The organism is Bradyrhizobium sp. 18BD (assembly GCF_054185225.1).
In genome coordinates this window covers 235,543-247,046 of the sequence record NZ_JAVAYL010000013.1, presented here as the reverse complement: position 1 = coordinate 247,046, position 11,504 = coordinate 235,543, and the positions used below count along the sequence as shown (strand labels likewise).

The following is an 11,504-nucleotide window of genomic DNA, read 5'->3' as shown; positions in this document are numbered from 1 at the left end:
TTGTGATCGCTCGAGGCTGCTCTATCTCATTCGAGCCAATGGGATTGCGTCGTTGGAAGTGAGTTGCACTGCTGGAAGTGAGAAGACAACGCCAGATCGGCCAGATGATCCCAGTATTCCGCTTCTGCGAGCAGCTTCCATTTGTTCATGCTGTTGTACGCGGCCTGTTGGCGGCACAGTGAGCTCATTGCACGCAAGCGTCGCACTTTCTCCACTGCGGACCTCCCTTCGCACCTGCTTGTCTGCAAGCGCATTTGTGTTGTCACAGCTTCGCAGATCGAAACGACGAGTCTAGTCCGGTGTTTGACGGTGACTCTATGGTAGCGCAATCGTCTGACTTTTAAGTCGCGCCCGGTCTCGAAACTATTTGGGCCCGACACATTGAATTCCATGATCGTCCTTGGCGGTCCCTTCGCTGCAACAAAGCACGCGGGGGCTTTCGGCAGAGATCCGCAGCCCTCATCACAACAATGGCCCCGACGATTGCACGTCGGGGCCATTCAAGATCAACAGGCTTGGGTACATCCGCCGCGCCTGCTGATCGTTGATGCCACTGATCACCACATCAAATCTGGCGCAGACTGTGACGAGGCTGCGGCATCGAGATGATGATATTCTGCCTGGAAGCTGATGGCAGTCCACCTCATCATTGGTGGTACTCCGACCGGCTTGCCGCTTCGCCAGCGGGAGGGTCCATGCGTCGGCCGCCAAGCCGGTCGAACCCGCCCCGGACCAGTTCTGCAGAAGGCGCGCTGCAACAAATCGCAAGTCCGCGGGGGACGCACTTGTGGTAACTACACCACCGTCTTGTGGCGCGCGATGCAGGTGCGCAGCACCTCGTCCATCGGCTTGCCCCACCAGTCATTCGAGAAGATTTCGATCTCGGAATAGCCGGCAAAGCCCTGCGCTTCGACCGCGGCGCGCGCGGATTTGATGTCGATGACGCCGTCGCCCATCATGCCACGGTCGTTGAGGATGTCTCTGGTCGGCACCAGCCAGTCGCAGACATGGAAGGCGAGCAGGCGATCCTTGCCGGCGCGCGCGATCTGGCCCATCAGCTCCGGGTCCCACCAGATGTGGTAGACGTCGAGTGCGACGCCGAGCATGCCGCTGCGGCCGGGATCGAGCCGGTCGCAGATGTCGAGCGCCTGTTTTGTCGTGTTCACGCAGGCGCGGTCGGCCGCATAGGCCGGATGCAGCGGCTCGATCGCCAGCGGCAGGTTGGCCTGCTTCGCATAGTCGAGCATCTCGGCGAGCGCCTCCTCGACCTGCCCGCGCGCTGCCAAAATGTCTTTCGATACTTCACTGCCCGGTCGCGAATATTGCGGCAGGCCGCCGACGACGAGGACGATGCAGGGCGCACCCAGCGCCTTGGCTTCGTCGACACAGCGCCGGTTGTCGTCGCGCACCTCGCCCCGGCGCGATGCGTCCGAGGTGAACATGCCGCCACGGCAATAGCCGGAGAGATCGAGGCCGGCATCGCGCACCGCGCGCGCGGCGCGGTCGAGGCCGACGGCGGCGACCTGATCACGCCAGGGATCGATGGCGCGGATGCCATGCTTTGCGCAGGCATCAATGATCTGAACGAGGTCACCCTGCTTGCGGACTGTCGCCGTGTTCAGCGACAGCCAGCGATGGTCGGACGAGAAATCGCGCATCATTCTTCCAGCCCGTGCGAGGCTAGCACCGTCTTCATCCGCCGCGTCGCCAGTTCAGGATTGGCGAGCAGGCCGGCCTGATCGGCGAGCCGGAACAGCTCGGCCAGATGCAGCATCGAGCGTGCGCTCTCCTGTCCCCCGACCATGGTGAAATGGTCCTGGTGGCCGTTGAGATACGCCATAAAGACGACGCCGGTCTTGTAGAACCGCGTCGACGCCTTGAAGATGTGACGCGACAGCGGCACGGTCGGGCCCAGCACGTCGTGGAAGCCGGCCTCATCGCCCGCTGCCAGCCGCGACAGCGCGTAGGACGCCGCCGGCGCAATGGCATCGAAGATGCCGAGCAGCGCATGCGAAAAGCCTTCGCTGTCGCCCGCGATCAGCTCCGCATAGTTGAAATCGTCACCGGTATACATCTTGATGCGCTTGTCCAGGCGCCGGCGCATGTCGATCTCGCGCTGCTTGTCGAGCAGCGACACTTTCACGCCGTCGACCTTGGCGGCGTTGCCGTTGATGATGGCGACAGCCGTGTCCATCGCCTTGTCGAGATCCTTGGTGCCCCAATATCCCGTGAGCGCCGGATCGAACATGTCGCCGAGCCAGTGGATGATGACGGGCTCGCGGACCTGGGACAGCACGCGGTCGTAGACCTTGGCGTAATCATCGGCGCTACGACCGAGCTTGGCCAGCGCGCGCGAGGCCATCAGGATGATGCGGCCGCCGACCTTTTCGACTGCCGAGATCTGCTCCTCATAGGCGCGGATCACATCGTCGAGGCTCCTGGCATCCTCCACCGCGAGATGGTCGGTGCCGGCGCCGGAGAACACCAGCGCGTTGCGGCGCTTGGCAGCGCCGACCGAGCGCGTGATCAGCTCAAGCGAGGTCGGCCAATCCAAGCCCATGCCGCGCTGCGCGGTGTCCATGGCTTCGGCGACGCCGAGGCCGAGATCCCAGACGTGCTCACGGAAGGCGATGGTCTTGTCCCAGTCGACGGCGACCGACAACCAGGGATCGTTGTCCGCGAATGGATCGGCAACGGTGTGCACGGCCGAGAAGGCGATGCGATTCAGCGGCCCCTCGAGCTTTGCGGGAAACGTGCGCGAGGCCGCGAGCCGGTAGGTCTCGATCGAGCGATCGGCCTTCGGCAGCTTGAGCGACAATGACGACATCGGCAACACAGGTTTGTTCATGACTTCGAACCTCTCCCCGTCATTGCGAGGAGCGAAGCGACGAAGCAATCCAGGCTGCCTCTGCGGAAAGATTCTGGATTGCTTCGCTTCGCTCGCAATGACGAAATCATTAGCATTGGAATATCAGGCCTTGATCGGAGCGACGTCGATCCAGCGCCGCTCCTTCCAGCTCTTCAGCGCGCATTCGGCGAGCTGCACGCCCTTGACGCCTTCGAGCAGCGTGAACTTGTAGGGCGCATCCTCGTAGACGTGGCGGATGAACATCTCCCACTGCTCCTTGAAGCCGTTGTCGTAGGTGACGTTGTCGGGCAGCTTCTGCCAGTCGCCGTAGAAATCATGCAGCCGCTTCTCGTCGGGATTCCACACCGGCCGGGGCGTCGCCTGCCGCGCCTGGATCATGCAGTCGGTGAGGCCGGCGACCGCCGAGCCGTGGGTGCCGTCGACCTGGAAGGTGACGAGGTCGTCGCGATAGACGCGCGTCACCCAGGACATGTTGATGTGGGCGATGACGCCACCCTCGAGCTGGAAGGTCGCGTAGGCGGAATCGTCCGCGGTCGCCTTGTACTTCTTGCCCTGCTCGTCGAAGCGCTCGGGAATGTCGGTGTTGCCGATGCAGACCACGCTCTGGACGTTGCCGAAGAGGTTGTCGAGCACGTAACGCCAGTGGCAGACCATATCGAGGATGATGCCGCCGCCGTCCTCGTCGCGGTAGTTCCAGGACGGCCGCTGTGCCTCCTGCCAGCCGCCTTCGAACACCCAATAGCCGAACTCGCCGCGCACCGAGAGGATGCGGCCGAAGAAACCGGAGTCGCGCAGGAACGCGATCTTCTTCAAGCCGGGCAGGAACAGCTTGTCCTGCACCGTGCCGTGCTTGACGCCCTTGGCATTGGCGAGCTTGACGACTTCGAGCGCCTCTTCAAAGTTCGTCGCGATCGGCTTCTCGCAATAGACGTGCTTGCCGGCATTGATGGCCTGGGTCAGCAGGCCCGGGCGGGCCTGCGTGGTCGCGGCGTCGAAGAACATGGTGTCGTTCTTGTCGGCGAGTGCGGCATCGAGATCCGTGGTCCAACGCGTGATGTTGTAGCGCTTGGCGAGCGCCTCGACCTTCTCCGCGCTGCGGCCGACCAGGATCGGGTCGGGCATGATGCGATCGCCGTTCTTCAGCCGGACGCCGCCCTGGTCGCGGATCGCGACGATCGAGCGGATCAGATGCTGGTTGAGCCCCATGCGGCCGGTGACGCCGTTCATGATGAGGCCGAGGCGTTGGGTGGTCATGCCAATTGCTCCTGAAGTGATCTTGGCTGTTCGAGCGGGCGGAGCGCCGACCAGTCCGGATGGACCGACGTCGCAAAGCCCGCAGCATGAAGCGATCCCGTCAGGAGATCGCCGTTGTGAATGGAGAGCCGGATGCCCTGCCCGACATCGGCATAGAGATCGGGATGCGCGGCCGCGAAGGCTTGCGCTTCGGAGGCCGGCGTCTCGCCAAAGCCGTCGACATAGTGATGGCCGTTGCGCTCGGCATGGGTGACGCCGATGAAGGCCCCGAGCGCGAGGTCCTGCTGCACGGCAAGGCCGGCCTGGCAGGTGAGGTCCTCGCCGGTCACGAAGAACCGGGCGCCGTCCGCGCTCCATTTCGCCGCGCGCGTCGCGTTGACGATGGACTTGTAGAGCCCCTTGCAGGATTTCGAGGAGATGCCGCAATAGCCGAGCGCCCGCGCCGCCGGGAAGGCATCGTAGGAATCGTCGGCCTCGTCGATGATGAAGCCGTGTGCGACGAGCGAACCCAGCGGCGATTGCCGCGTGATGTCGCGCGGCATCGGCTGTTCGACATAGAGCAGCCGCGAGGCGATCGGCCGCAAGGCGGAATCGCGATCGACCCGGTCCATCAGCGCCTGCAGTGCGGCCAGGTCAGCGTATTGCTCGTTGGCATCGAGCGTCACCTTGTAATCGCGGCCGAGCGTGTCGAGCTCCTTGCCGATCCGCGCCAGCCGCGCCGCATCGGCCGCGGGATCGCCCGACAGTTTCAGCTTGAAGTAATTCGCGCCGGCATTCTCATGCGCGTCGGCGACGCCGCCCTCGCCTTCGACGATATCGTCGAGGCCGACGGTATGCCTGATCGCAACGCGCGGCAGCGGCTTCCGGCCAGCGAGAAACGCGGTGAGATCGGCGTCCTTCAGGTCGGGCGAGAGCCGCGCATCGATGCCGGCAATGTTGCCGGCCATCCCGTCGAAGAAGCTGGTCCCGGCGGCGCGCAGCAGCACATCGAGGATCGCCTTGTCGATTTCCGCGGGGCCATAGGCCGCGGCAAGCGCCGGAATGTTCTTCTTGGCACAGGTCGCGATCTGGGCACCGATGCAGGAGGCATGCAGATCGAACGCCGTCAGAAATCCCGTCCGTGCCAGATAAAGCCCGCGCGCGATCTCCAGCGAGCGGCGCAGGCCATCGACCGTCTGCGCCGGCGACAGCTCCCGCCGCTTGTCGAACCATTTCGGCACCAGCAACTCGGCGCTGGCACCGACCGCAACGCCCCTGCCCTCGACCTCGATCTCGGCCCGCACGAACAGCTGCGGCGTCGCGTTGATCGTGATCGCGCCAAAGCGGAACGGCCGCGCGAACTGCGTCGGTCGTTCGAAGAAAGCGATATCTCGCAGCTTCAGGCGCGGCGCCATGGTCTTAGTCCAGCGAACCTTGCGAGAAGAAATGCTTGCGGATGCGTTGCACGAGCTCGGTGAAGATGGGGTCGGCCATCACGTCGAGCGAACGGGGGCGCGGCAGCGGCACGTCGTAGATCGCCGCGATCGCACCGGGCCGCTCGGTCATGACCAGCACGCGGTCAGCGAGGAACACGGCTTCCGGAATCGAATGCGTGATCAGCAGCACCGTCTTCCTGGTCTCGCGCTGGATCCGCATCAGCTCGACATTCATGCGCTCGCGCGTCAGCGCGTCGAGCGCACCGAACGGCTCGTCCATCAGCATGATCCTGGGATCGTGCACCAGCGCGCGGCAGATCGAGGCGCGCTGCTGCATGCCGCCGGAGAGCTGCCAGGGCAGCTTCTTCTCGAAGCCTTCGAGCCCGACCAGCTTCAGCAGCGACTTGGCGCGATCGAGATATTCCCCCCGCGGCAGCCGCTTCATGTCGATCGGCAGCATCACGTTGTTGAGGATATTCCGCCAGGGCAGCAGCAGCGCGTTCTGGAAGACGATACCGACATTGCCGTGCGGCTTCGTCACCTTCTCGCCTTCGACCAGGACCTCGCCGGTCGTCGGCGGCAGCAGACCGGAGATCAGCTTGAGCAGCGTGGACTTGCCGCAGCCGCTTGGTCCGACCACGACGAAGAACTCGCCGTCGTTGATGTGGAAATCGAGCGGACGCAGCGACGGCACATCGCCGTCGCGCGTCCGGTAGGTCTTCGACACGCCCGACAGCTTGATGCCCGACGCATCGCCAGCAGCCCGGTCGCTCACCAGCCTCAGATGCGCGGCCGGCTGCACGGTCTCACTCACGATCGGCGCTGGTTTCACGAGCCACTCTTCGGCAGATAGTCGTTGGTGTAGAAGGCCTTCGGGTTCTCCTTGGCCTTGGCGTCGAGCCCGCCATATTCGACCATGAGGTTGACCGAGTCCGTCATGTTCTGGTCGGTGACCTGGAACGGCCGCTTGCTCTTGGTTTCCGCGGTCCGGTAGAGCGGAATGGTCAGCTCAAAGCCCTGCGTCAGCGTATCGATCTTGCCGCCCTTCGGGTTGGCATCGAGGATCGACTGCGCGGCCGCCTTCGGCTCCTTCTCGGCGGCTTCCACCGCCTTGGTCGTCGCCGACATGAAGCGGCGAACGAGGTCGGCATTGGCCTTTACATAGTCGGAGTTGGCGATGATGCCCGAGGAAACCATGTTGATGCCGTAGTCGGCGAACTTGATCGGGAACACGTCCTTGCCGGTGGCGTCCTTGATCTTCATCGACTGGTCCATGACGTAGCCGAGCAGCAGATCAGCCTGGCCGTTGATGACCGCGTTGAGCTTGGTCTGGCCGTCGCCGGCCACCGTCTGGAAATCGCTCTCCTTCAGGCCGGTCTTCTTCAGGAACAGCGGCCAGATCTGGGTCATGGAATCGGCCGGCGTGATCGCCACCGTCTTGCCCTTGATGTCCTGGGGCTTCTTGATGTTCTTGTCGACGAAGCCCATCGCGGACATCGGGCTGGTCTGCAGCAGCACACCGGTCGCAATGACGGGCGCGCCCTTGATCGCGGCACGCATCATGGTGGGCACGTCGACATAGCCGAAGTCTGCGGTCTTGGCGGCAACGGCCTGCGTGGTCGCGGCCGAGCCGCGGCCTTCCTGGATCTCGAGGTCGATGCCTTCGGCGGCATAGATGCCCTTGGCCTTGCCGTAATAGAACGGCGCGTGCTCGCCATAGACGTACCAGTTCAGCATCAGCACAACCTTGTCGGCTGCCTTTGCCGGCGCGGCCGCAAATATCAGCAACGCTGCTGAGACAGCCCCAATCAACCGCTTCATCGTCAACTCTCCCTTGCCGTTATGTTTCGGCCATTGGTGGCCGTTCGTTGCTTAAGTTACGAGGCGAAAATCACGTCTTCACGCTGGCTGACATGCCAGGGAATGATCAGCTTCTCGATGCGGTCGACGATCCAGAACAGGATCACGCCGAGCAGCGCGAGGATCACCAGCGCCGCGAACATCGTCGGCAGGTCGAACGTGCCGATCGAGCGCTGCATGACGTAGCCGATGCCGGAATTGGAGCCGACGAACTCGCCGACGACGGCACCGACCACGGCCAGCGTCACGGAGACCTTGAGGCCGGAGAAGATCGCGGGCAGCGCATGCGGCAGGTTCACCGCGCGGAACACCTGGAAGCGGCTGCCCTGCATGGCGCGGGCGAGATCGACCATGTCAGGGTCTACGGATTTGAAGCCTTGCACGGCGGAGACGACCACCGGGAAGAAGCCGAGCAGGAAGGCCGAAATCACCTTCGGAATGATGCCGAAGCCGAACCACACCACGAACAGCGGCGCGATCGCGATCTTCGGCACGGACTGCGAGAACACCAGCAGCGGATAGACGTAGCTCTCCACCGTCTTCGAGCCCGCGATCAGCATCGCGACGGGAATGCCGAACAGCGCCGACAGCAGAAAGCCGCAGACGGTCGCATAGGTGGTCGGCCAGCACTGGCGCAGCAGTTCCGGCCACTCAGTGCGGAGCACCGAAACGACATCGGCCGGCGACGGAATCTGATAGGCGGGAATCCTGAACACCCGGATCGCGAGATCCCAGGCGACGACGATGAAGACGAGAAACAAAAACGGCCGAACCCAGGCCGCGTTCAGCATCTTGGACACCGCACTTTGCGGCTTCGGCTCGGCCAATTTTCACTCCCGGCATTCTTCTTCGTTGTGGGGAGAAATTAACTCGTTGGATAAATACTGTCCAGTGGTTTCCCTGTGACGTTTTGCGCGTTCCAGAACGGCCGGGAACAGTGGGGGCCGTCGCCCTTCAAGGCCTCCGCTACGCTCCGGCACCTCAGGGTGACGGATTAAGCGGTTGAGCACGCTGCAACATCCTCGTCATTGCGAGCGTAGCGAAGCAATCCAGAATCTTGATGCGGAGGCAGTCTGGATTGCTTCGCTGCGCTTGCAATGACGGAGGGAAATGCGGGAGCTCGGCCTTGTAGCCCGGATGGAGCGCAGCGTAATCCGGGACCAATGTCGCTTGTGGCATTAATCCCGGATTACGCTGCGCTCCATCCGGGCTACGGACCTCGAGCCGCACTACACCGTCTGCGCCACTGCGGCTCGCGACTTCCGCGCCTTCGCGATCTCGAACAGCGCGGCCGAGCGGCCCGTCAGCGCAGCAAGCACGAGGCCCGCCATGTGGGCCAGCCGCTCGTCCTTGGCGTCCTTGGCCAGCAGGTCGCGGCCGAAGATCACGCTGAGCGTCGCCGAATTCGAGAGATAGAAGAAGCTGAGCGCCGCGATCGAGATGTAGAGCTGCACCGGGTCGACCGCGACCTGGAAGTCGCCGCTCTCGACGCCGCGCCGCACCACAGTGCGGATCATCTCGACGAAGGGCGAGTGCATCGACTTGACCTTGGTCGATTTCTTCAGGTGTTTTGCGCGCGCGAGGTTCTCGGTCTGCAGCAGCGACAGGAACTCGGGATTGCGCAGGAAATAGGTCCAGGTGAACTCGATCAGCCGGCGGATCGCCTCGGGCGGATCGAGATGCTCGAGGTCGAGCCCCCGCTCCTCGCTGCGGATCTTGTCATAGGCGCCTTCGAGCACCGCGAGATAGAGCTCGTCCTTGTTGCCGACGTGATAGTACAGCATCCGCTTGTTGGCGCCGGCCTTGGCCGCGATGCGGTCGACGCGCGCGCCGGCGAGGCCGTGGGCGGAGAATTCCTGCTTGGCAGCTTCCAGAATGCGCAGCCGCATCCCCTCGGGGTCGCGCTGCCATTTCAGAGTTCGCTTTGCCTTCGCCAAACCGGGTGCTCGCTGGTTGGTGTCAAGACGCATGTAACACGCGGGCGGGCGTTTGAGAACGCAAGGATGGAGCCTTCCTGCGGCGTAACCGTATCTTTCGTCATTCCCGGGCGCGCCCTCTTGGGCGCGAGCCCGGAATCCATGGTCCGGCAGCGCAAGTGGATGAATGGATTCCGGGTTCGTCGCTTCGCGACGCCCCGGAATGACAGAATCAATCCACCGGCTTCGGCGAGCGCTCCAGCAGCACGGTCTGGATGCCGCAGGTGCCGTTGCGGACCGTCATGATCCGCGTGCCCGGCTTGCGGCCGTTGCGGACTTCGGTGACGTCGAGGCCGGCGGCGATCAGGCGGGCGCGGGTGGCGTCGATGTCGGCGACGCGCCAGCTCAGGCCCCAGAGGCGGTCATGGTTGGCATCGCCGCCCGCGACCGGCCGGCGCACCACCTCGACGATGAGGTCGCCGCAGCGGAAGAACATCAGCTGGCCCCAGTCATGGTGCGAGCGGTCGAGCGCGAGATCGAGCCCGAGCCGCGCGCCATAGAGCGCGGCGGCACGGTCGGAATCCTCAGTGGTGATCACGACATGGTCGAGCCCGTCGATCGGCGCGATGTCGGTCGCCACTGACTTCGGACGCTCCTCGGCCAACTCGAGGAAGAACATGCGCACGCCGCGCGTCAGTTCGGTGGCCGCGCGTGTGCGCTTCCAGTGGAGGACAGCATCGGATTCGGAATCGCTGCTCTCGACTTCGGCCACCGGATCGGGCTTCAGCGCCACCCGGTCCAGCCGCCGGTGCATCTTGCCCATGTCTGCGACACGAAAGCACAGGCTGGCGAGCACGCCCTCCTGCTCGTCGAGCAGCGCACGCATACGGTCCGCGGTCGCGGTGAAGCCGCTCGGCGCCATCAATTCGATGGTCATGTTCTCGAGGGTGAACAGCACGCGGTCGGCGCCTTCGCCGGAATTCTGCCAGGCCGGCGCGCGGGCGAGCAGCGTCTGATAGGCGGCCTTGGCCGCACCGATATCCCTGACCAGAACGACGATGTGATCGAGGCCGGTGATCATGTTTGTCCCTTTTGATCGGCCTGGAACCATGGGCCGGAGAGCGGCATTTGTCCGGGCTTGGCATGGGCCTGACATCGTCGTATTCCGGCCTTATGCCGACCTCAAGCGCCCGGGGGCAGTTTTGCGAATAATTTCAGCGTCTCAGACGCGGAACCGGTGTTAGAGTAAGCCCGCCGGCAGGGACCATCACGCGCATCACGGACAAGCAATGCAGGCTCTCTTTATCGGACAGACCTATATCGACGTCGTCTTCATCACCGACCACATGCCGACCGGCGACGAAAAGCACGTCGCCAAGGACTACGCGGTATCCTTCGGCGGCAACGCGGTCACGGCGGCGTTCTGCTGTGCCAAGCTCGGCATCGTGCCCGACCTGATCGCCACGGCGGCCAATGACTGGCTTGGGCGCATGTTCCAGGACATGTGCGCGAAATATGCGATCTCGCTGCATGCGCGGAAGGTGAACCAGTCCTCGCTGTCCTTCATCATGCCCAAGGACGGCAAGCGCGCCATCGTCCGCTGTCGCGACGATTCCCACATCCATCCCTTCCCGATCCTCAATCTCGGCAATTGCCGTGCGCTGCATATCGACGGCCATCAGCCGGACGCCGCGATCCATTACGCAAAAGTCTGCCGCGAAGCGGGCATCCTGACCTCGCTCGACGGCGGCGGCCTGCGCACCAACACGCATGAGCTGCTGGAGTTCATCGACGTCGCGATCGTCGCCGAGCGCCTGTGCGAGCAGATGGATCTGACGCCGGAGCAGATGCTCGACTACCTCAAGGGCCGCGGCTGCAAGATCGGCGGCGTCACCATGGGCGAGAAGGGCCTGCTCTGGTACAACGAAACCGGTGCGGTCGAGACCCTGCCCGCGATGCCGATCCCGCGCGAGCGCGTGATCGACACCAACGGCGCCGGCGACGTCTTCCACGGCGCCTATGTCTATTCCTACCTCGCTCATCCCGGCAAAAGCTGGCGCGAGCATTTTGATTTTGCCCGGGCAGCCTCGACCTTCAAGATCCAGCGCCTTGGCAACGAGGCCGGCCTGCCGACGCTCGTCGACATCGCCAAGGTCAGGCACGAGTTCGAGGTTCGGGTCTAGCTTCCAC

At 63.8% G+C, this 11,504-nt stretch carries 11 protein-coding genes; 1 reads left to right on the top strand and 10 read right to left on the bottom strand.

Annotation, left to right across the window (positions count from 1 at the left end; translation table 11 throughout):
- Positions 1–26 precede the first annotated feature (26 nt).
- The 10 genes from RAD16_RS24085 to RAD16_RS24040 all read right to left on the bottom strand — a co-directional run bounded on the left by RAD16_RS24085 (position 27) and on the right by RAD16_RS24040 (position 10,395).
- A complete protein-coding gene (locus RAD16_RS24085) occupies positions 27–215 on the bottom strand; it encodes a hypothetical protein (protein ID WP_458160326.1) in 189 nt (62 codons plus the stop codon).
- Between the two features lie 579 nt (positions 216–794).
- Complete coding sequence (locus RAD16_RS24080; RefSeq protein WP_458160350.1) at positions 795–1,658, bottom strand: sugar phosphate isomerase/epimerase family protein; 864 nt, start codon at positions 1,656–1,658, stop codon at positions 795–797.
- Positions 1,658–2,848: a dihydrodipicolinate synthase family protein gene (locus RAD16_RS24075; protein ID WP_458160325.1), complete on the bottom strand. Its 1,191-nt coding sequence runs from the start codon at positions 2,846–2,848 to the stop codon at positions 1,658–1,660. The genes RAD16_RS24080 and RAD16_RS24075 overlap by 1 nt, the downstream gene beginning before the upstream one ends.
- Before the next feature lie 123 nt (positions 2,849–2,971).
- The gene (locus RAD16_RS24070) at positions 2,972–4,123 is read right to left on the bottom strand and encodes a Gfo/Idh/MocA family protein (RefSeq protein ID WP_254129943.1); all 1,152 of its coding nucleotides are present in this window, start codon (positions 4,121–4,123) and stop codon (positions 2,972–2,974) included.
- Positions 4,120–5,517: a hypothetical protein gene (locus RAD16_RS24065; protein WP_458160324.1), complete on the bottom strand. Its 1,398-nt coding sequence runs from the start codon at positions 5,515–5,517 to the stop codon at positions 4,120–4,122. Before RAD16_RS24065 ends, RAD16_RS24070 begins: the two co-directional genes overlap by 4 nt.
- Before the next feature lie 4 nt (positions 5,518–5,521).
- Positions 5,522–6,370 (bottom strand): ABC transporter ATP-binding protein, encoded by an 849-nt coding sequence (locus RAD16_RS24060; protein ID WP_458160323.1) that lies wholly within the window; start codon positions 6,368–6,370, stop codon positions 5,522–5,524.
- Positions 6,367–7,359 (bottom strand): ABC transporter substrate-binding protein, encoded by a 993-nt coding sequence (locus tag RAD16_RS24055; RefSeq protein WP_458160322.1) that lies wholly within the window; start codon positions 7,357–7,359, stop codon positions 6,367–6,369. Before RAD16_RS24055 ends, RAD16_RS24060 begins: the two co-directional genes overlap by 4 nt.
- Before the next feature lie 56 nt (positions 7,360–7,415).
- Positions 7,416–8,225, bottom strand: a complete 810-nt coding sequence (locus RAD16_RS24050; protein WP_458160321.1) for an ABC transporter permease — start codon at positions 8,223–8,225, stop codon at positions 7,416–7,418.
- A 402-nt stretch (positions 8,226–8,627) separates the two neighbouring features.
- Positions 8,628–9,335: a TetR family transcriptional regulator gene (locus tag RAD16_RS24045; protein ID WP_458160320.1), complete on the bottom strand. Its 708-nt coding sequence runs from the start codon at positions 9,333–9,335 to the stop codon at positions 8,628–8,630.
- A 211-nt stretch (positions 9,336–9,546) separates the two neighbouring features.
- A complete protein-coding gene (locus tag RAD16_RS24040) occupies positions 9,547–10,395 on the bottom strand; it encodes a VOC family protein (RefSeq protein ID WP_458160319.1) in 849 nt (282 codons plus the stop codon).
- A gap of 208 nt (positions 10,396–10,603) precedes the next feature.
- Between RAD16_RS24040 and RAD16_RS24035 the strand changes: the two genes are divergently transcribed.
- Positions 10,604–11,497 carry a sugar kinase gene (locus RAD16_RS24035; protein ID WP_458160318.1) on the top strand — a complete coding sequence of 298 codons (894 nt, stop codon included), beginning with the start codon at positions 10,604–10,606 and terminating at the stop codon, positions 11,495–11,497.
- The last annotated feature ends 7 nt before the right edge of the window (positions 11,498–11,504 follow it).

Bases quoted from the DNA above. Each gene is read 5' to 3' on its own strand.
- RAD16_RS24080 (WP_458160350.1), bottom strand. From the start codon at position 1,658: ATGCGCGATTTCTCGTCCGACCATCGCTGGCTGTCGCTGAACACGGCG.
- RAD16_RS24075 (WP_458160325.1), bottom strand. From the start codon at position 2,848: ATGAACAAACCTGTGTTGCCGATGTCGTCATTGTCGCTCAAGCTGCCG.
- RAD16_RS24070 (WP_254129943.1), bottom strand. From the start codon at position 4,123: ATGACCACCCAACGCCTCGGCCTCATCATGAACGGCGTCACCGGCCGC.
- RAD16_RS24065 (WP_458160324.1), bottom strand. From the start codon at position 5,517: ATGGCGCCGCGCCTGAAGCTGCGAGATATCGCTTTCTTCGAACGACCG.
- RAD16_RS24055 (WP_458160322.1), bottom strand. From the start codon at position 7,359: ATGAAGCGGTTGATTGGGGCTGTCTCAGCAGCGTTGCTGATATTTGCG.
- RAD16_RS24040 (WP_458160319.1), bottom strand. From the start codon at position 10,395: ATGATCACCGGCCTCGATCACATCGTCGTTCTGGTCAGGGATATCGGT.
- RAD16_RS24035 (WP_458160318.1), top strand. From the start codon at position 10,604: ATGCAGGCTCTCTTTATCGGACAGACCTATATCGACGTCGTCTTCATC.